Origin of the sequence: Nonomuraea sp. NPDC049028 (assembly GCF_043197735.1) — a bacterium.
In the GTDB taxonomy this organism is placed as follows: domain Bacteria; phylum Actinomycetota; class Actinomycetes; order Streptosporangiales; family Streptosporangiaceae; genus Nonomuraea.
This window is the reverse complement of record NZ_JBICTR010000003.1, coordinates 39397-63218: the sequence shown is the minus strand read 5'-3', so window position 1 is coordinate 63218 and position 23822 is coordinate 39397. Positions and strand designations below refer to the sequence as shown.

The 23822-nt window shown below is 70.3% G+C and carries 18 protein-coding genes; 5 read left to right on the top strand and 13 right to left on the bottom strand.

From position 1 onward, the window contains the following. Window positions 1-18: 18 nt before the first annotated feature. Both ACGFJ2_RS11285 and ACGFJ2_RS11280 read left to right on the top strand, forming a co-directional pair. Window positions 19-837: a GNAT family N-acetyltransferase gene (locus ACGFJ2_RS11285; protein ID WP_393467119.1), complete on the top strand. Its 819-nt coding sequence runs from the start codon at window positions 19-21 to the stop codon at window positions 835-837. Window positions 838-862: 25 nt separating this feature from the next. Continuing rightward, complete coding sequence (locus tag ACGFJ2_RS11280; protein WP_357953535.1) at window positions 863-1060, top strand: zinc ribbon domain-containing protein; 198 nt, start codon at window positions 863-865, stop codon at window positions 1058-1060. A 100-nt stretch (window positions 1061-1160) separates the two neighbouring features. On the opposite strand, the gene ACGFJ2_RS11275 is transcribed toward ACGFJ2_RS11280, so the two are convergent. From ACGFJ2_RS11275 to ACGFJ2_RS11265, 3 genes are all read right to left on the bottom strand, one after another. Beyond that, window positions 1161-1655 (bottom strand): WYL domain-containing protein, encoded by a 495-nt coding sequence (locus tag ACGFJ2_RS11275; RefSeq protein WP_357953534.1) that lies wholly within the window; start codon window positions 1653-1655, stop codon window positions 1161-1163. A 298-nt stretch (window positions 1656-1953) separates the two neighbouring features. Beyond that, the gene (gene ilvD / locus ACGFJ2_RS11270) at window positions 1954-3792 is read right to left on the bottom strand and encodes a dihydroxy-acid dehydratase (RefSeq protein WP_357953532.1); all 1839 of its coding nucleotides are present in this window, start codon (window positions 3790-3792) and stop codon (window positions 1954-1956) included. Window positions 3793-3983: 191 nt separating this feature from the next. Further along, window positions 3984-4808, bottom strand: coding sequence for a nuclease-related domain-containing protein (locus ACGFJ2_RS11265; protein ID WP_357953531.1), 825 nt, complete (start codon window positions 4806-4808; stop codon window positions 3984-3986). A 140-nt stretch (window positions 4809-4948) separates the two neighbouring features. Between ACGFJ2_RS11265 and ACGFJ2_RS11260 the strand changes: the two genes are divergently transcribed. The 3 genes from ACGFJ2_RS11260 to ACGFJ2_RS11250 all read left to right on the top strand — a co-directional run bounded on the left by ACGFJ2_RS11260 (window position 4949) and on the right by ACGFJ2_RS11250 (window position 7379). Beyond that, window positions 4949-6355: an amidase gene (locus ACGFJ2_RS11260; protein WP_393467113.1), complete on the top strand. Its 1407-nt coding sequence runs from the start codon at window positions 4949-4951 to the stop codon at window positions 6353-6355. A 365-nt stretch (window positions 6356-6720) separates the two neighbouring features. Next, on the top strand, window positions 6721-7011 hold the full coding sequence (locus ACGFJ2_RS11255; RefSeq protein ID WP_357953528.1) for a hypothetical protein: 291 nt from the start codon (window positions 6721-6723) through the stop codon (window positions 7009-7011). A gap of 5 nt (window positions 7012-7016) precedes the next feature. Then, window positions 7017-7379 (top strand): DUF5130 family protein, encoded by a 363-nt coding sequence (locus ACGFJ2_RS11250; protein ID WP_357953526.1) that lies wholly within the window; start codon window positions 7017-7019, stop codon window positions 7377-7379. Window positions 7380-7522: 143 nt separating this feature from the next. Here ACGFJ2_RS11250 and ACGFJ2_RS11245 read toward each other — a convergent pair whose 3' ends face one another. From ACGFJ2_RS11245 to ACGFJ2_RS11200, 10 genes are read right to left on the bottom strand one after another with little or no spacing between them, the layout of a single operon-like run. Further along, window positions 7523-8470 carry a hypothetical protein gene (locus ACGFJ2_RS11245; protein ID WP_357953524.1) on the bottom strand — a complete coding sequence of 316 codons (948 nt, stop codon included), beginning with the start codon at window positions 8468-8470 and terminating at the stop codon, window positions 7523-7525. 60 nt (window positions 8471-8530) lie between these two features. Then, entirely contained in the window at window positions 8531-9862 is a 1332-nt protein-coding gene (locus ACGFJ2_RS11240) for a serine/threonine-protein kinase (protein WP_393467108.1), read from the bottom strand. A 49-nt stretch (window positions 9863-9911) separates the two neighbouring features. Then, window positions 9912-12740, bottom strand: a complete 2829-nt coding sequence (locus tag ACGFJ2_RS11235; RefSeq protein ID WP_393467105.1) for a TIM-barrel domain-containing protein — start codon at window positions 12738-12740, stop codon at window positions 9912-9914. Continuing rightward, a complete protein-coding gene (locus tag ACGFJ2_RS11230) occupies window positions 12737-16009 on the bottom strand; it encodes a TIM-barrel domain-containing protein (protein ID WP_393467102.1) in 3273 nt (1090 codons plus the stop codon). Before ACGFJ2_RS11230 ends, ACGFJ2_RS11235 begins: the two co-directional genes overlap by 4 nt. Window positions 16010-16022: 13 nt before the next feature. Continuing rightward, entirely contained in the window at window positions 16023-18284 is a 2262-nt protein-coding gene (locus tag ACGFJ2_RS11225) for a TIM-barrel domain-containing protein (RefSeq protein ID WP_393467099.1), read from the bottom strand. Further along, complete coding sequence (locus ACGFJ2_RS11220; protein WP_357953513.1) at window positions 18281-19426, bottom strand: glycoside hydrolase family 15 protein; 1146 nt, start codon at window positions 19424-19426, stop codon at window positions 18281-18283. The genes ACGFJ2_RS11225 and ACGFJ2_RS11220 overlap by 4 nt, the downstream gene beginning before the upstream one ends. 9 nt (window positions 19427-19435) lie before the next feature. Further along, window positions 19436-20698, bottom strand: a complete 1263-nt coding sequence (locus ACGFJ2_RS11215) for a sugar ABC transporter substrate-binding protein (RefSeq protein WP_357953511.1) — start codon at window positions 20696-20698, stop codon at window positions 19436-19438. A 27-nt stretch (window positions 20699-20725) separates the two neighbouring features. Beyond that, the gene (locus ACGFJ2_RS11210; protein WP_357953508.1) at window positions 20726-21532 is read right to left on the bottom strand and encodes a carbohydrate ABC transporter permease; all 807 of its coding nucleotides are present in this window, start codon (window positions 21530-21532) and stop codon (window positions 20726-20728) included. Continuing rightward, a complete protein-coding gene (locus ACGFJ2_RS11205) occupies window positions 21525-22454 on the bottom strand; it encodes a sugar ABC transporter permease (protein WP_357953506.1) in 930 nt (309 codons plus the stop codon). Before ACGFJ2_RS11205 ends, ACGFJ2_RS11210 begins: the two co-directional genes overlap by 8 nt. 23 nt (window positions 22455-22477) lie before the next feature. Next, a complete protein-coding gene (locus tag ACGFJ2_RS11200; protein ID WP_393467094.1) occupies window positions 22478-23746 on the bottom strand; it encodes an ROK family protein in 1269 nt (422 codons plus the stop codon). Between the last annotated feature and the right edge of the window lie 76 nt (window positions 23747-23822).

Here is a 23822-nt window from a genome sequence, read left to right as displayed (position 1 = left end):
CTGGCAGGATTCCAGGGCATGTGGACCTTTACCACCGACGTCGGGGAGTACGCGAGCGCCGCCGAGGCGTTCCTGCTGGCCGACCCCGTGGGCAACACAGTGCCGCTGACGGTGCTGGCCAACATTCGCGCCGGGATGCCCGCCGGTGACGCCTCCTTCGGCTGGTGGACCACCGACGGCGAGGTCCGGGGGGCGGTCTTCCGTACGCCGCCGCATCCGATCGGTCTGGCCCGCATGCCGGTCGAGTCCATCGCGTCGCTGGTCACGGCATGGCGGGGTTCGCAGGGCGAGATCACGGAGGTCCTGGGCCCGCTGGAGCTGACCGGCGCGCTCGCCGAGGTGCTCGGCGCGCCCCGATCCGTGCTGTCGGAGCGCCTCTACCGCCTCGGCACCCTGATCGTCCCCGACGCGGCCGGCCACGGCCGCCTGGCGGGTGTCGCCGACTTTCCCCTGCTGGTCGCCTGGTTCCAGGCGTTCGGCGAGGAGGTGGGTCTGGGCGTGGGCGGGGATCCCGTTCAGCAGGTCGAGCACCGGCTGGCCGGGCGGCAGCTGTTCATGTGGGAGGTGGACGGGGTCCCGGTGTCGATGGCCGCCCTGTCGCCCGTGGCGGGCGGGGTCTGCCGCGTCGGGCCGGTGTACACGCCGCCGTCCTGCCGCAGACGGGGGTACGGCGCCGCGGTCACCGCGTTCGCCAGCCGGGTGGCGCTGGAGATGCGCTGTGAGCAGGTGGTGCTCTTCGCCGACCTGGCCAATCCAACGAGCAACGCCATTTACCGGTCGATCGGCTACGAGCCCGTCTACGACTACGCCCAGGTGACCTTCGCATCTTTGCCGTAGCCGTGTTTGCCGTAGTCTTGGGGGCATGCCGCGCTATGACTTTCGCTGCCGTGCCTGCGGGTCGACCTTCGAGGTGACCCGTCCGATGGCCGCCTCCGACGAGGCGGCCGCGTGCCCCGAGGGGCACGACGACACCGTCAGGTTGCTCTCCACGGTCGCGATGACCGGCGGCGCCGCCGCGCCGAGCTCGGGTGGCTGTTGCGGCGGGGGCTGCTGCGGCTGACGCCTCACCGGCTGCCCAAGCCGCCCCGCGATGCCGCAGGCCATCAGGCCGACCCGCCGCGCCAACAGCTGGGGCGCGACGGGTTCCGGCAGGGCACTTCTTAGGCGGCGCGAGCCCGCTTGCGTCGCTGGAACGGCAGGAACCGGTCCGCTAGGTGCGGCCGGGACGGGGTCAGCGTCGGTTCGACCGCGAGAATCCGGTCGAACCGGAACGCCCGGATGGCCCGCCGCATCCGGCAGATCCCGACGAGATACCAGTATTCGCGATGCACCAGGCACGTCACCGGTTCGACATCCCGAGCCGTGACATGTCCTGAAGCATCCCGATAGTGCAGACGAATCATCAGCCTGCTGGTGATGGCGTCCGCGATGAGCCTGGCCCGCGACGCGATGTCCACGGGCAGCGGCTCGGTGAGCGTCGTGAGGGTGGTGGCGATGACATCATCGTCGAGCTCCAGGTGCTCGAGCGCGTGCTGCAGACCGCGCCTGGCGGTGACGGCCTGCGGACCGGACCCCAGATGAGCGAGGGACAGAGCGAGGGCAGCGATCTCGGCGGTGGTCAGCGGGCGAGTGTGGGAGTTCACGCCTGTAGCCATACCCCCACAATAGAGACGACCACCGACAGTTTTCGAAAGCCTGTACGGCTGGTAAGCACCCTGTATCGAACGGATAAGGCCCGTCAGACGCCACACCACCGATGACGGAAGCCGCCACGCCGCCACCGGCGGAAGCCGCACGCCATCGCGGCCGGAAGCCACGGCCGACCATTGACGGAAGCCATGGCCGGCAAGACGCACGTCACGGCGCTCAGCCGGTGAACCGGAGGAGCGTGCCCCTGGACAGACCCCAGCAGGCACGGCGGGTGGGGCCCACCGTGCCTGCCGTAAAAGAAACTTATCGCGACAGCTGGGAGAGGTCGCGAGAGGCGCCCGTGGAGGCCGAGGTCGTCATGGCCGCGTACGCCTGCAGGGCGGCGCTGACGGGGCGGTTGCGGTCGCGAGGACGGTAGCCGCCCAGGTCGGCGAGCAGGCGTGTACGGCGCTCCGCCAGCTCGGCCTCGGGGACCCGGAGCTCCATCGACCGGTTGGGGATGTCGATCTCGATCGTGTCGCCGTCCTCGACCAGCGCGATCATGCCGCCCTCGGCCGCCTCCGGAGAGGCGTGCCCGATCGACAGCCCGGACGTGCCGCCGGAGAAGCGGCCGTCGGTGACCAGCGCGCACGCCTTGCCCAGGCCCCGGCCCTTGAGGAACGACGTCGGGTAGAGCATCTCCTGCATGCCCGGCCCGCCCTTCGGCCCCTCGTAGCGGATGACGACCACGTCGCCCTCCTTGACCCGGTCGCCGAGGATGCCCTCGACCGCCTGCTCCTGCGACTCGAACACCACCGCCGGCCCGCTGAACTTCCAGATCGACTCGTCGACCCCGGCCGTCTTCACCACGGCGCCGTCACGCGAGATGTTGCCGTAGAGCACCGCGAGCCCGCCGTCCGCGCTGTAGGCGTGCGCCAGGTCGCGCACGCAGCCCTCGGCCCGGTCGAGGTCGAGGGAGTCCCAGCGGTTGTCCTGCGAGTATGGCTTGACCGTGCGGACGTTGCCCGGCGCCGCGTGCCACAGCTCCAGGGCCTCGGGCCGCACCGTGGGCGACTGGGGGTCCCAGGCGGCGATCGTCTCGCCGAGCGTGGCGCCGTTGACCGTCGGCACGTCGCGGTGGAGCAGCCCGGCGCGGTCGAGCTCACCCAGGATGGCCGGGATGCCGCCCGCGCGGTGCACGTCCTCGACGTGGTATTTGTTCGTCGCCGGAGCCACCTTGCACAGGCACGGCACACGCAGGGAGATCTCGTTGATCTCCTTGAGCCCGAAGTCGACCTCGGCCTCGCGGGCCGCGGCCAGGATGTGCAGGATCGTGTTGGTCGAGCCGCCCATCGCCACGTCCAGCGCCATCGCGTTCTCGAAGGCCTCGCTGGTGGCGATCGAGCGCGGCAGCACCGACTCGTCGCCGTCCTCGTAGTAGCGGCGGGTGATCTCCACGAGCTGGCGCCCGGCGTCCTCGAACAGGTTCTTGCGCGCCTTGTGCGTGGCCAGGATCGTGCCGTTGCCCGGCAGCGCGAGGCCGATCGCCTCGGCCAGGCAGTTCATGGAGTTGGCGGTGAACATGCCTGAGCACGACCCGCAGGTCGGGCAGGCGTTCTCCTCCATCTCCAGCAGATCCTCGTCGGAGACGCTGCTGTCGGCGGCGGCGACCATCGGGTCGATCAGGTCGAGCTTGCGGCCGGGCGTCTTGCCCGCCTCCATCGGCCCGCCGGAAACGAAGATCGTCGGGATGTTGAGCCGGAAGGCGGCCAGCAGCATGCCCGGCGTGATCTTGTCGCAGTTGGAGACGCAGATCATCGCGTCGGCGCAGTGGGCGTTGACCATGTACTCGACGGCGTCGGCGATCAGCTCGCGCGACGGCAGCGAGTAGAGCATGCCGCCGTGGCCCATCGCGATGCCGTCGTCGACCGCGATCGTGTTGAACTCACGCGGGATCGCCCCCGCCTCGCGAATCGCGGCGGACACCACGTCGCCGACGTCGCGCAGATGAACGTGGCCCGGCACGAACTGCGTGAAGCTGTTGGCCACGGCGATGATGGGCTTGCCGAAATCGCTCCCGGCTACGCCGGTCGCCCGGAGGAGGGCGCGGGCGCCGACCATGTTCCTGCCATGGGTGACCGTACGAGACCTGAGGGCGGGCATTGAACTTCTCCCATCGTTGCGAGTCCTCACATCGTACGACCATTTGCCCGGTTGCTGAGACAACTGTCCACGGCTCGGAACGCGTACGGCGGCGAGCTGGGTGGATCCCGCCCACGCGGGGCGTGCCTCCGGAACTGCCGAAGGCACGCCCGTCGGAACTGTCGACGGGCGTGCCTTCAGAGCTGGATCGGTCAGCCCTCGCCGTATCTCGCGGGCAGGACCTGGGCCGCGATGTCGTGCAGGCGGTCGATCTCGGCCTTGGTGAGCGCCCGCTCTCGCTTGGTGATCCACTTGCGGGCACGGCCGCCTTCATAGACGTCCACGCCGCGGATCGTCATGATCTTCCACGGCACGGGCGGCCCGTAGATGGCCAGCGAGGGCACGACGGAGATCTCCTTGCCGTAGGCCTCGCTGATCAGCTCGCTGGCCCGCGAAGCCTCCCATTTGGCCTCGGTGAGACGTGGCTTCATGTCGAACGGCCCATGGAAGAGCTTCTTGCCCATCTGGACGCGTACGGGCAGCCGTTTGTCCCACTTCTCGGAGTCGACCGCGTAGACGCCCGTCGGGCCCACCACGAGGTGGTCGATCTGGGCCTCGCTGTCCGGTATCGCCCGAGCGTGGAGCGTGCGATAGCCGTTGCGTTCGAGTTTGCGCAGTTGGGCCTCGGTGCGGCGCTCCGCGATGGAGGCACGGCGCCAGGCCGGCACGGTCGAGTTGGACCGCGCTCGGTAGACAGTGTCGAGGATGGCCGCGATCACGCCCGCGGTCACGCCTACCCGCCAGTCGCCCACGAGGATGCCCACGACCACGCCGACGGGGATCGCCAGCAGGGCGCGGTTGCGCATGCGGCGGAAGCGTGGCTGTTGGAGCAGGCTGCGCAACGACGCGCGCTCGATGGGCGCGTAGGTTGACGTGGGCGCCGATTGCTTCGCGGGGGCCGGCTCGCCTTCGGGTCGGTCACTCACCCAGATGGGTGAGGAGTTGTGACCGTCTTCTCGCTGATGGTCGGAGTCCACGTAACTCACCGTAGCCCGTGGTTCTTGTCGATTCCTAGTGCTGCCTTGTCCATAGTTTTATGGCCCAGCTCACTGTGTTCTACGCCCGTTTTCCGGGTATCTATTACGTTCTTCTCTAGAGATGCCTAGTGTGCGGTAGCGTGCGAGAACTTCACGAGCTTTCGGCGCTCGAGCAGGCGCAAGCCATCCGTGACCAGGAGATTTCGCCGGTCGAGCTCACGCGGCACTACCTCGATCGGATCGAGCGAATCGATCCACAGGTGGGTGCGTTTGTGACGGTGACCGCCGAGAGAGCGCTCGAACAGGCGCACCGTCTGGCCAAGGAGCTGCCAGACGGACCCCTCGCCGGAGTGCCGATCCCCATAAAGGATCTTAACCTGGTGAAGGACGTGCCCATCATGTTCGGGTCGTCGACATACCGGGGTTTCGTCGCCCCGGTGGACGACACGGTGGTCGAGCGCCTGCGTGACGCTGGCACGGTGATGCTGGGGAAGACCGCGACACCGGAGTTCGGCCTGCCCTGCTACACCGAGACCGCCCTCTCGCCGCCCTCTCGCTCGCCATGGGATCCGCGTACCTCCGCGGGCGGGTCGAGCGGCGGCGCCGCCGCGGCCGTGGCCGCCGGGCTGGCGCCGGCCGCGCAGGGCAGCGACGGGGCCGGTTCGATCCGCATCCCGGCTTCGGTGTGCGGGCTGTTCGGCATCAAACCCACCCGTGGCCGGATCAGCTTCGCGCCGATCATCCCCGACCTCGCGGGCCTGTCGACGAACGGCCCCCTCGCCCGTACCGTCGCCGACGCCGCGGCGCTGCTCGACGTGATGACGCACAACAACCCCGGCGACCTCTACCTCGCGCCACCGCACGAAGGCACGTTCCTGGCCTGCGCCGGACGCGATCCGGGCCGGCTGCGCATCGCCCGCTACGCCCGGCCGGTCGTGCCCGGCGCCGACGTCCATCCGGACGTGCTCGTCGCGTACGAGGCCGCCTCCGCGACGCTGGCCGCACTCGGCCACGACGTCATCGAGATCGAGCCGCCGTTCGGACCGGAGACCGTGCCGCAGTTCACCGTCATGTGGTACGCCTTCGCCTGCATGCACCCCGTGGCCGAGGACCAGGTCAATCTTCTCCGGCCGCTCACCAGGCGGCTGCGCGAGCACGGCTTCGCCACTCCTGCCCCGACGTTCCTGCAGGCTCAGGCCGCTCTGCAGCTGGCCACCAGGGCGGCGCTCACGGTGACCAACGCCTATGACGCGGTGCTCACGCCGACGGTCACACAGCCGCCGCGGCCGGTGGGCTGGTTCGAGGACGTGGACGACGTCGAGGAGACGTTCGAGCGGATGAAGAGGTTCGCCGCCTTCCCCGCGATCTGCAATGTGACCGGCCAGCCCGCCGTGAACCTGCCCCTGCACTGGACCGTCGACGGGCTGCCGATCGGCGTCATGCTGGCGGGCCGCCTGGGCGCCGAAGGCACACTGATCTCACTGTCGGCCCAGGTCGAGTCGGCCAGGGGCGGCTTCTGGGGCGACCGGCGACCGGCGATCTGGTAGCCGTGTCGTGCCGCTGGCGTGATGGTCGGGGGCCGAGTCCGCAGAAGAAGCGGCCCATGGCGGGCTTGCGCCGCCACCCGGTCAGGCCCTCCTGTGCCCGCGCCGTCACCCGCTTCCGCCCTACCACCAGGGTCTACGCCTGCACCTCCACCTGCAGATGCGTCCGCGCCCGCATCTGCACTTGCGTCCGCGTCCGCGTCCGCATCTGCACCTGTGGCAGCACGGCCGCCCTGATCGGGGCCCGGCTCGACGGCTCTCTCGGATCGCATCCCACAGTTGAGTTGACCTTGTCTGGGGGATCTTGAGTCAGACTCTCTCACGACCGGGTCTGGCCGGACAGCCGAACCGGGATTACGTTCTTGGGTGTGGACAGCGCGCTGGAGATTCTGGCTTTTCTCTTGGGGGTTTCGCTCGCTCTGTTCGTGCTGATCAGCCTGGCGGTCATGGTGCCGGGGCGGGGTTCGGCGCGGAGGATGGAGACGGGCCCGGTGTGGCTGGGCGGTCCGTCCGGGAGCGAGCACGGCGTGAGCACCTCGGGCCTGGTGCTGGCCGACCGGGTCGCTCATTGGGCGCCGGCGCCCGAGTCCGACTGGGTCGCGATGGCGGAGACGGCCGAGCCCGGCAGGCGCGTCGGCGGCGCTTCGGCGGGATGGTGATGGCGATGCGCGGACTGACCTCGGCTCAGGCCGACGACATCAGGCAGGCGCTCCACGTCGCCGAGCGGCGCAGCGGCCTGCGCTTCGGCGCCTTCCTCGGCGCGCCGGTGGGCGGCCGGCGGCACTTCGCCGAGCGGCTGCACGCCGCGCTCGGCGAAGAGGCCGACGAGGCCGTGTTGATCTTCGTGGACGTCGCCGGCCGGGCGCTGGAGATCGTGACCGGCGAGAACGCCCGGCGGCGGCTGCCCGACACCGCGTGCCGGCTGACCGCCATGTCGATGGCCACGGCGTTCAGCGCGGGTGACCTGGTGGGCGGGCTGCTGTACGGCATCGGCATGCTGGGTGAGCAGGCCACCGCCAGGCGGTAGATCGGGCGTCGCCTGCGCCCCCGCGGTAGGCGACGCCCACCCCGCCTTTCTAAGCGAGGCGGGCGACGCGGTCAGTCTGGAGGCTTCCAGGGTGCCCCCGCCACCCCAGGCCCAGGGGGCAACGGCAACCCCAGGCCCAGAGGTCAGCGTTGGAGCAGGCCGGCGACGTGCTCGCTGACGCCCGCCAGCAACGTGGCGGGCACGATCGGGGTGCGGCCGATGGCCGAGAACAGCGCGGGCAGGCCGGGCAGCGGGAATCCGTCATCCTGGAGCGCGGCCGAGCCGATCTCGTTCTTGTCCAGCGCCGACCGGCTGCGCTGCCAGGCATCGAGCACCTCTTCCGGCGAGGGCACGCCGAAGCCGTGGCCGACGGGCGCCGCGTGCCGCAGGCGTACGAGCGGCGTTTCCGCGAACGCCAGCGCGGTGCGGGCCCGTACGTGCAGGTCGGCGCGTTCTTCCGCGTCGATCCAGTGCATCGCCGTGCACGGGTTGCGGCAGTCGGCGACGCAGACGGCCATCGCGCCGGCCACCTGGCTGTGCTGCCGGTCGAAGTACGCGCGCCAGCCCTCGGGCGGCTCGCTCGCCACCCGCAGGGTCCGGTTGGTGGCCGACTGCTCGGACTTGGTGTGGTCGCACTCGCGGTCGCCGATCACGCCGAATCTGCTGCCCGGCGCGCTCAGCCCCGCGGGCCAGCGCGCGGGGTCGCCGGCATGCCCCAGGTGCGGCTCGTAGGCCAGCAGCGGCAGGTATTCGCTGGCGATGTGGACGGCGGCGATCATCGAGCTCAGCTCGCGGCGCTGCCAGCGGACGGCGATGACCTCCAGCAGCAGCCCGTAGGCGGGCCGCAGTGACTCCAGCGCGCCGCGTGGCTGCTCGCGCGGGGTCTGCGGCATGTGGCAGGCCCGTGCCCGCCGCCGCAGGTCCGCAGGCACGGCCTTCGCCTCGACCGCGAAGTCCTCGGCGTCCAGCGAGAGCAGCCGGCTGCCGAACTCGCACACGCCGGCGATCTCCTCGGATGAGGCCAGTGCTCCGAGGTCGGAGAAGGCGTAGCGGCGGGCCAGCGCTACGAGCAGATCGCGAGTGGTATCCACCCGATCACCCTACTCACGACCGGATAGTCGCCTGTCCGGCCGAGACCGTCAGGAGGGCGGCTAGGTGTGGCAGGGCGCCTTGATGCACTGGATGGTGTCGGTCGGTGGCTCGCTGACCGGGGGCTCGATCGTGGGCGCCGTCGGCTCGGGTGTGGTGGGCTTGTCTGTCGGCTCGGGGTCGTCGGAGGTCGGGGTGGCCGTTGGGGCGGTCACGGTCGGGCGGGCGGTGGCCGTCGCGGTGGCGGTCGGTGTGCGGGAGACGATCGGCCGCGCGGTGGGGGAGCGCTTCGACGGAGGCGCCAGCGGCTTCTTGCTCGGCGTGGCGGGGGTCGAGCGTGTGCTCGAGGCGGTCGTGACGGGGGGCAGGACGCTGCCGCTCTGCTCGGCCGCCTGGTCGTCGCGGATCCACACCGACCCGGCGACCGCCACGGTCACCAGGACCGCGACGGTCACCGCCAGCGCGGCGGCCAGCGCGCGGCGGCCGCGTGGCGTCGGCGGCAAATCCGGCGTGGGTGGCAGGTCCGGCAAGTCCGGCGTAGGCGGCAGGGCCGATGAGCCCAGCGAGTCAGGCGCGTCATGGGCCTTCCTCGCCGCCTCGGCCATCAGCGTGGCCGTCGGCCAGCGCCGGTCCGGCGTCTTTTCCAGCGCTCGCGTCACGACCTGGCGCGGCCCCGGCGGCACGTCGGCGGGTAGGTCCGGGACGGGGGCGTGCAGATGCTTGTAGATGATCTGGACAGGAGTGTCGCCATCGAACGGCAACCGCCCGGTCAGGCACTGGTAGGCGACCACGCCGAGCGCGTAGATGTCGACGGCCGGGGTGACGTCGCTGGCCGTGGCCATCTCGGGGGCGCAGTAGCCGGCCGAGCAGAGCATGGCGCCGGTGGCCGTCAGCTGAACCGCGGAGACCGAGTGGGCGATGCCGAAGTCGGTGAGCGCCACGCTGCCGTCGGGCCGGACCATCAGGTTGGCCGGTTTGACGTCGCGGTGCACGATGCCCTGCGCGTGGGCGGCGGCCAGCGCGTCGCCGACCTCGGCGACCAGTCGCATGGTGGCCGCCGGGCCGAGCGCCTCGCGGCGCAGGACGCGGTCGAGCGACTCGCCATCGACGAACTCCATCACCAGGAAGCTCACCTGGCGCCCGTCGACCTCGGAGGTGCCGTAGTCGTAGACGTCGACCACGCCGGGATGCCGCAGCGTGGCCATCGCCCTGGCCTCGTTCTGGAAGCGCTGGGCGAACTTCGGGTCCTCGGTCAGGGCGGGGATGAGCACCTTGACCGCCACGGTCCGGCCGAGCACCGTGTCGGTGGCCCGCCAGACCTCGCCCATGCCGCCGCCGCCCACGCGGCTGCTCAGCGTGTAGCGATCGTTGAGGCTGGTCCCGGATCCGAGCACGTCTTCGAGGCTAACACCGCGACCTCGATGGACGCGCCGGATCCGGCGCTCAGAACGCCCCTGTGGTAGTGCCTCCCGTTCCCGAGGCGGGGCTGGTGAAGGTGGTGTTGCCACCCGGTTGCCACTGGTCGGCGGTGTCGGGGAAGTTCGTCTCCTGGCGCTTGACGCACTTCCACTCGATGGAGGTGTTCGGCGGCAGCTTGCCGATGGTTCCGGTCCAGGTCGGGTAGGCGGTCGGCGACAGTTTGACCGCGCCGGCCACCGACCAGCCGCCGAGCTGCGGGACACTGCCCACGGCGTAGACGGACTGGCCCGTGGTGGTCGTGCCGTTGTCGCACCTGAACGTCATCGACGCCGGAGCCTGCCCGAGCGTGAACGCGAACGTCTTGGCGGTTGTGACGCTCGTGCTCGCCGACTTGGCGACGATCAGGTTGCCGCCCGCGTTGTACCAGCCGCTGGTCGCGGCGTCGAAGGCCGCCTTGGTGGCGTGCTGGGTGAGCGTGGTGCCGTTGAGCGTGACGGCGGACGCCTGGGTGTCCGAGACCAGCTCGACCACGTTCGTCCTGCTCGCGGGCGCGCCGGTGTAGGTGCCGCTGGAGGCGGCCACCGTGACGGTCGCCGTGCTACCGCTGAGCTGCTGGCTCAACAGCGTCGTGCGTACGGCGCCGCTCTGGTAGCCGGTCGTCGCCCCGTCGTCCTCGTACAGGGTGAAGTTCGAGGCGGCCGGGTCGGTGTAGACCCGGGCCACCAGCTCGTTCCTGGTGGTGGCGTCGGTCCGCTTGCCCACGACGTTCATGGTCTTGTCGTCCACGTACATCTTCGGGATGATCGCCCCCGCCCTGGCGAACGCCGGCAGCCGGAACGCGCCGCCGACCCAGAGCGGCCGGTCGGTGAACCACTGGCCGGTGCTGGTGAGCTTCTCGCCCGAGGCGTAGTCGAACCAGGAGCCCGCTGGCAGGTAGACGTCCCGTTTGCGCTCGTTCGCGCCGGCTACGACGCCGACGAGCAGGTCGCGGCCGATGAGCTTCTCGTGCCCCATCTCGCGGACGTTCGCGTCGTTCTGGTACTGGTACACCAGCGGCGGCACCACGGGCTCGCCGTACAGGTAGGCCCGGTGGGCCAGGGAGTAGTAGTACGGGGCCAGCTCATACCGTTGCCGGAGGTTGGCGAGGTTGCTGGCCGTGTGCCCGATCGCGTCCGGCGAGGTCTGGGCGCAGTTGCACAGGTTCTCGGTGTGCGGCCGGATCGGCACCTCGAACCAGGCGCCGTCGGCGAACCACTGGGTGTAGAGCTCGTTCAGGTCGGAGTCGAGCATCTCGCGGCGGAAACCGCCGATGTCGGAGCCGTAGTAGTCGATGCCGGACATCGACATGTGCAGCTGCGCGTTCTGCTGCTGGGCGAGCGCGGTCAGCTTGGAGCCGATGTCGGCCGACCACATGGCCACGCCGTAGCGCTGCATCCCGGCGGCGCCGGAGCGGGCCAGCACGAACGGCCGCTTGGTGCTCGACGCGTAGCCCCTGGCGATGCTCTCGGCCCACTTGAGGTTGTAGACGTTGTGGTAGTCGGCGTGGGCGTGCTTGCCGGGCAGCACGCCGGACGTCCAGTCGGCCGCGTCGTACATCTCCGGTTCGCCCAGGTCCAGCCAGTGGCCCATGATGCCCTGGTCGATGAGCGGCTGGCGCTTGGTCGTCTGCCAGTAGTCGGCCGCGGCGTCCTGCGTCCAGTCGATCATGCCGCCGCGGCCCCACCAGTCGTTGGCGGTGAGGTAGACGGGGGAGCAGGTCGCGCAGCCGGACCTGACGAGGTAGCCGCGGTTGGCGAGGTCGGCGTGCTCGGCGAGGTTCTTGCCGACGTACGACTCCTCGATGGTCATCAGGCCGATGCCCTTGTTCGCCTGATAATTGGAAATAGTGGTCGCTGGGTTGGGGAAGTTGGCCGTGTCCCAGGAAAGCGTGCCCATGCGGGTGTTGTCGGACCCGGCCGTCACGCCGCCGAACCAGGGCAGATCCAGGACGAACCCATCCACGGGGAACTTCGCCGCCCGCAGCCCGTTCAGCCGGCTGTCGATCTCGGCCCAGTTGTCGTAGCCGAACTCCGACACCCACATGCCGAACGCCTTCTTCGGCGGCACCGGCGGCCGGCCGGTCAGCTCCATGTAGTCCTTGCGCAGATCGGGCAGGTCCGGTCCGGTCATCGTGTACCACCTGAGCTGGTCGCCCCAGGTGTCGACCGTCCACGGGTCGCCGGTCAGGTTCCACTCCTGCTTGTAGACCTGGTCGAGCAGCAACCCGTAGTTCAGGTTCGACGCGCCGACCCCGAACAGCACGGGGATCTGCGCGTTGCCCACCGGGCCGTTGTCGGTGTCGTAGGCCATGGCGTTGCCGTACGGGCCTCCCGGGGTGCGGGAGCGCCCCACCCAGTCGCCGTCGGAGCTGCCGCCCATGAAGAACTGCTCGCCCAGCCCGTACGCGTTCTGGATCGAGCCCTTGGTGATCGTCAGGCCCTTCCACGCCTGGGTCAGGTTGCGCGGGCACGCCTCGTACAGCTGCCTGACCGGGTCCGAGACCCGCACGCACAACGTGCCGGCCGTGACCTCGACCTTCATCGAGGCCGTGGTCAGCGTGTTGCCGCTCTGGCTGAACGAGGACGGACCGGTGTAGTCCTTCTTCGCCACCTGCGGCGTGGTGAAGAGCGCCGAGCCGGTGCCGGGGCTGGTCCCTGAGGCCAGCTCGAAGTGGACGAGGTCGTCGTCGAGGAACTCGACGATCAGATAGGTCGATCCGCTGGTGAACTGCACCCGCTGGACCGCCGCCCGAGCCTCCCCCGCGACGAGGAAGGTGCCCAGGAGCACCGTCAGAAGGACGAGAGCGCGTTTCATGGCCGGCCCACCACCAGGTTGTCGAGGTTGATGCCGCCGGTGTTGGCCGCGTCATAGGCGATCTTGACGGTGTGCGCGCCCGCGGTGAGGGTCGTGGTGAGCGAGGCGGTGCCCCAGGTGTCCCAGTTCGCCTGCGCGGGCAGCGTGAGCGTGCCCGCCGAGACGCCGTCGACGTAGACGGTCCTGGTGCCGGCCACCGTGGTCGAGTAGCGGAACTTGAGCTGGTGGCTGCCCGCCGCGTCCGCCTTGACCTGGAAGGTCACCGCGTCACCCGAGCTCGCGAAGTTGTCGACGAACCCGGTGCCGGTGTAGCCCGCGTGGTCGGTGTTGGTCGTCGTGCCGGTGCCCGTCCCGAACTCCGCCTCGTACGCGGCCTTGTCCACGCCGTTGAGCGTGACGGTCCTGCTGGAGGCACTGGCGGCCAGCTTGACATAGGTGAGCTGCCGCACCGGGTCCCACCACCAGCCCTCGGCCGCCGCCTGGAGCGCCGCCAGCGTGGCCCGCGCGGTCGCGCTGGTCACCGTCGTCGGCTTCGTGCTCGCCACCTGCAGCGTGCTGGTCGTGGTGAGCGTGGGCACTGTGAGCGTCACCGAGTGTCCGGCCCAGTTCTCGGCCGCGCTGATCGTCCGGCTGGCGTTCGCCGAGTCCTCGAAGTAGGAGTAGGAGGAGCTGCCCGACGGGTAGATCCGGAAGACCAGGTTCGGATAGCTCGTGACGCTGTTGCCGATCTCGCCGCCGAGCTCGTAGTCGGCGTTGAGGTTGAGCGGGATGATCGCGCCCGGCCTGGCGTAGACCGGGATCGTGTCGAGGGCCGTGGCGTAGGACTTGGTGCCGGGGCCGGTGAAGCGGCCGCCGTTCCACAGGTCGTACCACTCGCCCGCGGGCAGGTAGACGTTCCTCGTCGTCGCGCCCTGCGTGGTCACCGGCGCGACGAGCAACTGGGAGCCGAACAGATACTGCTGGTCCTGCGCCGCGGCCGTCGCGTCGCCGGGGAAGGCGAAGCTCATCGCCCGCATCATCGGCGCCCCGGTGGTCGAACTGGCCTTGGCCTCGGTGTACAGGTAGGGGATCAGGTTCATCCGGACGTTGGCGAACTTCCGGAAGGTCGGCACGACCGTCGTGTCGCCGCTGCGCGCCTGGACGTTCCACGGCGTGCGGGCCTCGGACGTGCCCGGGTTCGACTTCTCCGAGTGATACTGCATGACCGGCGAGAACGTCGCCTGCGCCGCCGCCCGCAGGTAGAGCTCGGCGCTGGGGAAGTCACCGGTGAAGCCCGCCAGGTCCCAGGCCGTGTACGGCACGCCGGACTGCCCGGCGCTGAGCTGGGCCCTGACCGCCTCCTGGAAGGCGGAGAAGCTGGAGTTCTGGTCACCGGCCCAGAAGATCGAGTTCTTCTGACCGCCGGCGGTGGCCGCGCGGCTGAAGATGACGTTGTCCGCGCTCTCGGCCTTGACGTAGTCGCTGTAGGCCTTGGTGTAGCTGTTGGGGTAGGCGTTGTGCATCTCGTCGCCCTTGCGGCCGTCGGCGAACGTGACGCCCCGGCCGAAGATCGCCTCGCTGCCGTCGGTCTTGAAGCCGTCGATGCCGACCTCGTTGATCAGGTAGTCGCGCTTGCTCATCCACCAGGTGGTCGCCGCCGTACTGGTGAAGTCGGGGACCATGCTGTCGCCGAACCACTGTCCGGTCGGAATCCGATACGGCGCGTTGGACGGATTTTTCGCGACAAAGCCCTGCGCCTGGGCGTAGCTCTTATCGTTGAGATGCTGCTGCGGCGCGGTCGGGGGATTGGTGTCGAAGTTCTCCTTGAAGACCGGGATCTGCCAGAGGATCATCTTGATCCCCTTGCCGTGGGCGTTGGCGACCATGGCCTTCGGGTTCTGCCATTCGCCGCCCGCCGGGAACGTCAGGTCGCCGTAGGCGAGCTTCCCGCTGCCGGCGCTGGGCGTGTACGTGGCGCCGTGCCACAGGTAGAACGTGGCCTCGTCGCTCCACTGCTCCAGCACCATCGCCGTGTGCGGGATCTTGTACGTCCCGACCTTGTCCAGCTCGCTCTCCACCTCGGCCTGGGTGTTCCACTCGTTGGCCGACATCCACACGCCGAACGCCCACTTGGGCGGCAGCTGCGGCCGGCCGCTGACCGCGGTGTAGTCGTCCACGATCTCCGCGGGGGTGCCGGCGAAGAAGTGGTAGTCCAGCGTCGAGTCGAGCGCGCCGCTCGTGTCGACGGTGAACCCGGCCAGGTCGGCGAGGTGGGTGTTGAGGTTGAAGATCGCGTAGCGGGTGCTGGGGAGGTAGACCCCGTAACCGGCCGAGTTCAGGAAGAACGGCACGCTCAGGTAGGTGCGCCGGGTGCTGCCCTGGTCGCGATACTGGTTGTAGACGTAGTTGTGCACGTCGGTGCCGCGCTGGTCGAGGCGGTCATAGCGCTCGCCGAAGCCCTCGAACCGCTCGCCCGACGGCGACATGAAGTGGTCCTCGATCTTGGTGACCGTGGTGGCGCCGTCGCTGGCCCAGCCGATGTTCCTGAACGTGGCGGGGTCGTACTGCCGGGTGATCAGCGTCGTCCCGTCGCCCTTGTAGACCGACAGGCGGTAGGGCGACTTCTGGATCTTCAGCACCAGGCTCGTGGTGGAGAGGGTGAGGGTGCTCGCGGAATCCGTCACCGTATAGCCGGACACTCCGGAAATGTTCAGACCCTGGCCGCTGGGGGCGATCTGCGTGCGGAAGCGGTCGAGCGCCGGGAAGGCGAAGCGGATCTTCGGCGTGAAGCTCCCCGCGCTGTCACCAGTCGTGACATCTACCGACGTGCTGTTGTTGGTGTAGCCGGTCACGTTCGTCACCGTGCTCCACGAGGTGACCGTGAACGCGAACGGGCCCGTGCTCTTCTGCCCGCCCCCGTTCACGTCCGCGTTGACCGTGTAGGAGATCTTGTCGCCTCGGGCGAAGGTGCCCAGGTTGATCTTCCAGTAGCTGTTGTTGCCGTTGTTGTGGTCCCAGGCGGCGCCGATCGGGGTCTGGGCGGTCCCGTTCTTGGTCCAGGTCACCCAGACGGTCTGGCCGGACTCGATGGGCCAGGTGGTGGCGTTGATCTGGACGGCGTCCCCGGCCATCGGGTCACGGGGAGCGCGTTCGGTCGGCTCGCTGGAGTAGAGGTCGTCGATCCCGGTCGGGTTGTGAAAGATGCCGTCGAGCGCGTACGCGGGGACGGTCACGAGGGAGGCCAGCAGGGCGATCACCGCGACGATGACGCCCGACCGTAACCGGATCACGGGGGAGCTCCTATCAGGTGGCGAACACGGGTGAGAGATGAGGCCAGTGCTCCGCCGCGCAGAGGACCGGCGGACGGTCGAGCGGCGCGGGCAGCGTGACCTCGCGCCCGCCGCGATGGGCGCGGCCGGTCCAGACATCGACCCAGTCGCCTGCGGGCAGGTAGACCGCCTGCTCCGCGACCCCGGGCGCCGTCACCGGGGCCACCAGCAGCGCATCGCCCAGCTTGTACTGCAGCGGACGCTCCCAGACGCGCGGGTCGTCCGGGTGGTCGAAGAACAGCCCGCGCATCAGCGGCGCCCCGCCGCCGACCGCCTGGCGGGCCTGACCGGCCAGGTACGGCACGAGCCGCTCGCGCACCTTGGCCAGCCGCCTGAAGACGGGCAGCACCCGGTCGTCGCCGGTCCGCTCGGCCACGTTCCACGGCGTGCGGTCCCTGAGGGGCAGGCGGTGGTGGTTGAACTCCGAGTGGTACTGCATGATCGGCATGAACGCCGCCGCCCCGGCCGCCCGCAGATAGAGCTCGGCATCGGGCAGGTCACCGGAGAACCCGGCCAGGTCCCAGCCCCAGTAGACGATCCCGCAGGCCGAGGCGGTGATCCCGGCCCTGATGGACGACTGAAACGCCGCCCAGGTCGAGTCCTCGTCCCCGGCCCAGAACACGCCGTGCGGCTGGGATCCGGCGAACCCGGCCCGGCTGAACGTCACCGGCGCCTTGCCGTAGCGCTCCAGCAGCTCGCCGAAGGCACGCGCGTAATGCACGGGGAACAGGCCGTTGCCGTCGTCACCCCTGCGCCCGTCGGCGTAGCGCAGGTCGTGGCCCCACGCATGCTCGCCGCCGTCGGTCTTGAACCCGTCCACGCCCACCTCATCCACCAGGTAGGCGCGCTTGGCCGTCCACCAGTCGCGGACCTCGGGCGAGGACAGGTCGGGCATGAGCGCCAGCGGGAACCACCAGCCCCGGTTCCGGTACGGCCGGCCGTCGGCCTCCCTGACCCCGTAGCCGCGCTCGACCAGCTGCCGGGCGTCCACGGCCGCCTGGTGCCGGGGGTGCGGGCGCATCTTCTGCAGCGGGATCTGCCAGAGCAGCACCTTGACGTCCCGCTGGTGCAGCTCGTCCACCATGCCCTTGGGGTCCGGCCACGGCCCGTCCGGCGGGAAGACGTAGTCCGCCAGCCGGTGCGGCTCCTCCGACGGCTCGTATTCGGCCCCTCGGAACGCCGTGAACGTCGTCTCGTCACTCCACGCCTCGATGACCAGCGCCCCGACCGGGATGTCGTGCTCGCGGTGCCGGTCCATCTCGGCCATCACGCGTTCCTGCGTGTTCCACTCGTTGCCGCTGGCCCACAGCCGGAACACCCACGAGGGCAGCTCCGTCGGCCGCCCCACCTCGTCCAGGAAGTCCCGCAGCACGTCGGCCGGGGTCGCGCCGTCATAGAGCCGGACCGAGGGCTCGCCGTCCGGCCCCACCTCCGCCTCCACGACCAGCCGGTCCGGGGTGGACGCGCCGACGTCGTACCAGGTCCGCCTGGAGGTCTCGACGTGGAACCCCCAGCTCGCCGCCCCGCCGACCACGAGCGCGAACGGCATCGGCAGGTACGTCCTGCCGTGCGCCCCTTGCGCCTTGTACTGCTCGAACACCACCGCGTCCAGCCGCCGCCCGCGCTGGTCCACCGCGTCGAACCGCTCGCCGAACCCCACCACGTGCTCGCCGTCGGCCAGCGCCAGCTCGAACCGCACCCGCCGCGCCCCGTCGCCGCCGACCAGCCACCGCACGCTCCCCGGCACCACCCGGTCGGCGCCGCGCACGACGAGCTTCCCGCCGCTCCGGCCCCACGCCGCCGCCGTCACCTCGAACCACCTGCTGGTACGGCTCCCGCCACCGTCCAGCGCGGCCCGGAACCGGTAGGCGTACCGGTGTCCGGCGCGCAACACGGGTGAGCGCGCCACCCATGATCCGGCGGCGGCCCGCGCCGCCCTGGCTTGCGCCGCGGCCAGATGCCCGCCGTCAACGGTCTCCGCCTCGGCTGCCTCCGCGGCCTCCGCCGCCTCCACTGTTTCCGCCATGTCCGGGTCCGGTGCGGCACCCGACCTGGCCAGCGGCAGGTCGACGGGCGCCTTCCCGTCGGTGGCCCACTCGCACACCACCGAGACGACCTTGGCCGAGGCCCGCACCCGCAGCTCCACCGCCTCGCCGTCCATCGGCCAGGCGGGCACGCGCTGGTCCTCGGTCGTGGCGTACGGGTGCCCGGACCCGTACGGCCGATGCCGGATCATGCCCGCACCCCCTGCTCGTCAAGCCCGCCCTGCTCGTCCAGCTCGTCCAGCTTGTTCAGCTCGTCGGCGAGGATCAGGTACATCCCGTGCGACCACAGCAGCGGCGTGGCCACGGCGCCCCATCGGTCCCGCCACTCCTGGAGCCGGTCGGGCGCCAGCAGCAGGTCGGACACCTGCTCGGGCAGGTCACCCTCGGCGGTCGCCTGGGCCGCCATCCAGTCCAGATACCGCCGGGCCTCCGCACGCCGCCCGGCCCGCGCGTGGTTCCAGCCGAGGAACCCGGCCAGCAGCACCCAGCGCCCGCCGCCGTAGAAGGTGTCGGCCCGGTAGCGGTACACGCCGCCGTCGACGGCGAGCTGCCGCTCCACTTCGGCCACCGTCGCCGCGCCGACCGGGTGATCGGCCGCGTAGAGCCCGAACGGCTCGACGCACGCGAGCAGACTGGCGTCCACGGCCTCGCTGCCCAGCCATTTCGTGAGATATCCGGACTTCTGAGCGGCGGAGCCCGAGACGCCCTCGGCGGCCACCAGGGCCGCGATCCCCTCCACCGCCCGCCCCGCCGCCTCTGACTCGGCCCCGCTCAGCACACCCAGCCCGACGGCCGCCCGCAGCCCGGCGTGCACCGCGCCCAGCGTCGCCACGTGCCGCTGCTCGACATGCTCCTCCCACCAGTCGTAACACGGCATGTCCCAGAACGAGGTGAGATACCGGGCCGCCGTCCGCACCCCCTTCTCCACACCCGAGACCGCCCGGCCGTGCCGGAAGGAGTGCTCGCGCAGCGCCCACAGCCACGTGCCGTACCCGTCGAGCTGGAAGTCCCACCAGTCGACGTCCCCGTCCACGCCGTCGAGTGTGAACCGCGTCGGCAGCATCTCGGCGGGCGAGACCGGTTCACCGCGTCCCGCGCGCGAGACGAGCGAGTCGACCTGTCCCGCCCGGTCGCCGATCACCCGGGCGCACCAGGTGTGGAAGGCGTCCGCGCCGGCGGCGTCGCCGTGCCTGCTCACCCCCTCGGCGATGAACGCCCCATCACGCAGCCACGAGTAGCCGCGATAAGCGGAGAAGGTGGGCGAGGCCGGGTAGGCGCCGGTGGGGGACTGGAGCCGCTGGATCAGGTCGAGGCTGTGCGAGACAAGGGACAACGAACTCTCCTAAGACAGCAGGGCGTCTACGTCGGCGGCGGCGGTCTTGAGCGCCTCCTCCACCGGCTTGCGCCCGGCGGCGGCCTCGGTCAGCTGCTTGGTCACGGCGTCCTGCATCTCCTGCTGGCGCTTGATGACCGGCGGCAGCGCGATCGACTTCAGCGAGTCGAACACCGCCTGGCGGTTGGCGGGCTTGGGGTCCTTGAGATAGCCGGACAGCACCGCCTGGTCGGCGACCGGCGGCAGCTCCCACGACGACTCGACGCGGGTGGTCGCCGCGGTGTTCGACGACGACAGGAACCGGGCCCAGGCCCAGGCCTCCTTGCCGTGCTTGGTGCCGGAGGAGGCGGCGACGGCGTTGTGGAAGACGGCGCTGGCCTTGGCGCTGTCACCGGGCTCGACGACCACGTCCCAGGTGAAGGCGGCGTCCTTCAGCCCGGCGAACTGCCAGATGCCGTTGTGCCACATGGCGAGCTTGCCGGACTTGAAGAGGTTCGTGTCGTAGTCGGCGGTGCCGCCGATCTCCGCCTCGGTCGGCATCGTCTTGCCGACCTTGGAGACCAGCCACCGCGCCGCCTTGACCCCGGCCGGGCTGTTGAACGCCGACTTCTTGCCGTCGGCCGACAGGAACTCGCCGCCCGCCTGCTTGAGCGTCTTGTAGAACTCGAAGAACTGCACCGGCTGGAAGTCGCCGAACACGCCCTTCTTCTTGTCGGTCAGCTTCGCGGCGGCGGCCTGCTCGTCGGCCCAGGTCCAGTCGGCCGTCGGCGGGGCCACTCCGGCCTTGTCGAACAGGTCCTTGTTGTAGAAGAGCACGACCGTGGAGAACGAGGCGGGCAGCGCGTACTGCTTGCCGTCGCGCTTGAACGCCTCGAGCGACTCCTTGGCGTACACCGACGGGTCGCCGTCGCCCTTCACCGTGTCCAGGTCGAGCAGGGAGCCCGCGCTGGCGTAGGTCACGAAGTTCTCGTAGTTGAGCTCGAAGGTGTCGGGCGCGGTGCCGCCGGCGATGCTGGTCTGGAGCTTGGTGAAGTACTCGTCGAAGGGGGCGGTCTCCACCACCACGTCGACCTTCGGGTTCTCCTTCTCGAAGGCCTTCTCGATCTTGTCCAGGTCCTTCACATGGTCGGGCGCGGCCGAGAACGTGAAGTAACGCAGCGTCACCTTGCCGCCCTCGCCGGACGGGGCCTTCGTCGCCGACCCCTGGGAGCAGGCGGTGGCGAGCAGCGCGGCGGCCGCCAAAGAGGCGGCGACCCTGATCTTCTGTGACATGGGGGGACTTCCTTTACTTGTGCACAACTACTTGAGCCCGCTCTGCGCGACACTGGCGATGACGTGCTTCTGCGCGAAGACGTAGAGGATGAGGATCGGCACCACGCTGATCACCGAGCCCGCCATGACCACGTCCCACTCGGTGGTGAACTGGCCGTGCAGCGTGGCCAGGCCCAGCGGCAGCGTCATGAACTCGGGCGACTTGATGATGATCAGCGGCCAGAGGTAGCTGTTCCAGCTGGCCATGAAGCCGAAGATGGCGAACGTCGCCAGGGCCGGCCTGATCAGCGGCAGCACCACGTACACAAAAATCCGGAAATGTCCGGCGCCGTCCAGCACGGCCGCCTCGTCGAACTCCCTCGGCACCTGGTTGATGGCCTGCCGCAGCAGGAACACCCCGAACGCCGAGGCGATCGTCGGCGCCAGCAGCGCGAAGTACGTGTCGACCAGGTTGAAGGTGCGCATCTCGATGAACAGCGGCACGACCAGCACGGGCAGCGGCATCATCAGCGTCGCCAGATAGACGGCGAACAGCGCGCTCCGCCCCGGGAACGGCAGCCTGGCGAAGGCATAGGCGGCCATCGCGCTGGTGAGGAGCTGCAGCGTGGTGGAGGCCGCCCCGATCCAGGCGCTGTTGGCCACGATCCGCCAGAAGGGCAGTGTGTCGAGCAGCTTGCCGTAGGCGTCGAGGCTCGCGTTGTCGGGCGTGAAGTCCGGCGGTACGGCCAGCACCGCGTCGCTCGGCGTGATCGACGTGATCACCGCCCAGGCGAACGGGAACAGCATCACCACCGAGCCGAGGCCCACCAGCAGATAGCGGATCGCCTTACCCATAAGTCACCCACCGCCGCTGTCCCCGGATCTGCACGATCGTCACGAGCAGCACCAGGGCGAACAGCAGCCACGACAGCGCCGAGGCCGCGCCCGCCCGGCCGTACCGGAAAGTGAGGTCGTAGATCTGCGACACGACGACCTGCGTCGCGCCGCCCGGCCCGCCACCCGTCATGATCTTCACCTGGTCGAAGACCTGGAAGCCGTTGATCAGCGAGATCACCACCACGAAGAACGACGACGGCGACAGCAGCGGCAGCGTGATGTGCCTGAACCGGCGCACGGCGCTCGCCCCGTCGACCATGGCGGCCTCCTGGAACTCCTTCGGGATGGCCTGCAGCCCCGCCAGCAGGATGATCATCACGAAGCCCAGGTCCTTCCAGGCCGAGGCGAAGATGATCGACGGCATCGCCCAGTCGGGATCGGTCCACCAGCCGGGCCCGCTGACACCGAACAGCCCCAGCGCCCAGTTGACGACCCCGCTGGCCGGGTTGAGCAGCCACTTCCACATCAGCGCCACGACGACCCAGCTGGTGATGACGGGCAGGAAGTAGACGCCGCGCAGCAGCCCGCGTCCCGGCATCGCCCGGTTCAGCAGCAGCGCCAGCCCCAGCCCGCCCAGGTAGACGAGCGGCAGGTAACCGGCGATGAAGTACAGCGTGTGCAGGAACGCGGCCCGGGTCCCGGCGTCGCCGAGCAGTTCGATGTAGTTGCCGAGGCCGACCCAGCGCATCTCGGTGATGAGGTCCCATTCGTGGAGGCTCGTCCAGAACGAGGCGACCATCGGGATCAGCGTGTAGAGCGTCAGCGGGATCAGGCTGGGCAGCAGGAACACGGCCACGGTCCCGGCGTACCGCCAGCGCCGCCGCGGCGCCCGCCGCTCCTGCGTGCCCCCGGCCTGCGGCCGGACGGCGGTGAGGGTCATGCGCTCGCTCCTCTGTAACTGGCTCATGGCGTCGTCCCGATCAGGCGGGCCCGGACCAGGCGGCCCTGCTCCCCGGCGGCCCCGGCGGCGTCGAAGGGGGTGGCCAGTACGAGGGCCGCCGCGCCCTGGGCCCAGCTGGTGTCGTCCCAGCTCTCCACCTCGATCGAGATGTCCCTGCGCCCCGGGTACAGCTGCGCCCTGACGGCCGGGTCGAAGCCCACCTGCCAGAGCGGCCAGTCGGCCGTCCCCTCGCCGAGCACCACCACGACCTCGGGATCGACCACGTTGATCAGCCCCGCCGCGGCCCGCCCGAGCACGGCCCCCGCCTCGGCGAACACCTCCCGCGCCGCCGGATCGCCCGCCGCCCCCAGCCCGGTAAGACCGGCCCAGCCGCCGTCCTTGGCAAGAGCTGTCGCCAGCGGCCCGGCCGAGCCGCCGTTCTTGGCGCGGGCCGCCGCCAGCAGTCCCGCCGAGCCGACGTACGCCTCCAGGCACCCACGCGCCCCGCACCCGCACACCGGCCCCGCCGGATCGACGGGCACGTGCCCGAACTCCCCGGCCCCGCCCCTGGCGCCCCGGTAGACCCGCCCGTCGGCCACGATCGCCGCGCCGACGCCGCGCCCGATGGTCAGCACCAGGAAGTCTCGGTGGGTACGCCCCCGGCCGTAGAGCCGCTCGGCCGCCGCCAGCGCGTTCACGTCGTTCTCCACCAGCACGGGCAGCTTGAGCCGCCGCCGCAGCCGCTCGCCCACCGGCATGGCCTGCCACCCCAGGGTCGGCGCGTTGACCGTACCGACCGCCTGGTCCTCCACGCTGCCGGGCACCCCGACACCGATCCCGAGCAGCGGCGGCGCCTGCCCGTGGTCGGCCGAGGCGGACGTACGCGCCGTCAGCCCGCGCCCGCTGCCCGAGACCACCGCCTCGACGGCGTCGGCCAGCCGGTCCAGCGCCTCAGGAGACGACGGGTCGAACGCGCACTCCCAGGCCCCCAGCACCTCGCCGTCGAGCCGCACGTCGACCAGCACGAGATGGTCGGCCGTCACCTTCACGCCGAGCGCGCGCCCCGCGCTGCCCACCAGCCCGAGCCGCTGGGCCGGCCGCCCGCCGCGCGACGGCTTGAGGTCGAGCTCCTCCAGCATCCCGTAACCCATGAGCTCGCGCGTGAGCTGCGTGACGGTCGCCGGGCTCAGGTCCAGCTCGCGCGCCAGCTCGGTGCGGCTCAGCGGCCCGACGGTGCCGAGGAGCGCGAGGATCGCCGTCCTCGTGAGATCACCGCGATCAGTGCCTGCCATGTGATGAGAACGACTTTCTTTAGAAATAAAGTTAGTGGTGAAAATATGAAGCCGCAGCACGCCGCTGTCAAGGGTC

Excerpts from the sequence above, each read along its gene's own strand:
- ilvD (WP_357953532.1), bottom strand. The coding sequence starts at position 3,792 with ATGCCCGCCCTCAGGTCTCGTACGGTCACCCATGGCAGGAACATGGTC.
- ACGFJ2_RS11205 (WP_357953506.1), bottom strand. The coding sequence starts at position 22,454 with ATGACCCTCACCGCCGTCCGGCCGCAGGCCGGGGGCACGCAGGAGCGG.
- ACGFJ2_RS11250 (WP_357953526.1), top strand. The coding sequence starts at position 7,017 with ATGCGCGGACTGACCTCGGCTCAGGCCGACGACATCAGGCAGGCGCTC.
- ACGFJ2_RS11200 (WP_393467094.1), bottom strand. The coding sequence starts at position 23,746 with ATGGCAGGCACTGATCGCGGTGATCTCACGAGGACGGCGATCCTCGCG.
- ACGFJ2_RS11275 (WP_357953534.1), bottom strand. The coding sequence starts at position 1,655 with ATGGCTACAGGCGTGAACTCCCACACTCGCCCGCTGACCACCGCCGAG.
- ACGFJ2_RS11225 (WP_393467099.1), bottom strand. The coding sequence starts at position 18,284 with ATGATCCGGCATCGGCCGTACGGGTCCGGGCACCCGTACGCCACGACC.
- ACGFJ2_RS11285 (WP_393467119.1), top strand. The coding sequence starts at position 19 with ATGTGGACCTTTACCACCGACGTCGGGGAGTACGCGAGCGCCGCCGAG.
- ACGFJ2_RS11215 (WP_357953511.1), bottom strand. The coding sequence starts at position 20,698 with ATGTCACAGAAGATCAGGGTCGCCGCCTCTTTGGCGGCCGCCGCGCTG.
- ACGFJ2_RS11235 (WP_393467105.1), bottom strand. The coding sequence starts at position 12,740 with ATGAAACGCGCTCTCGTCCTTCTGACGGTGCTCCTGGGCACCTTCCTC.
- ACGFJ2_RS11280 (WP_357953535.1), top strand. The coding sequence starts at position 863 with ATGCCGCGCTATGACTTTCGCTGCCGTGCCTGCGGGTCGACCTTCGAG.
- ACGFJ2_RS11210 (WP_357953508.1), bottom strand. The coding sequence starts at position 21,532 with ATGGGTAAGGCGATCCGCTATCTGCTGGTGGGCCTCGGCTCGGTGGTG.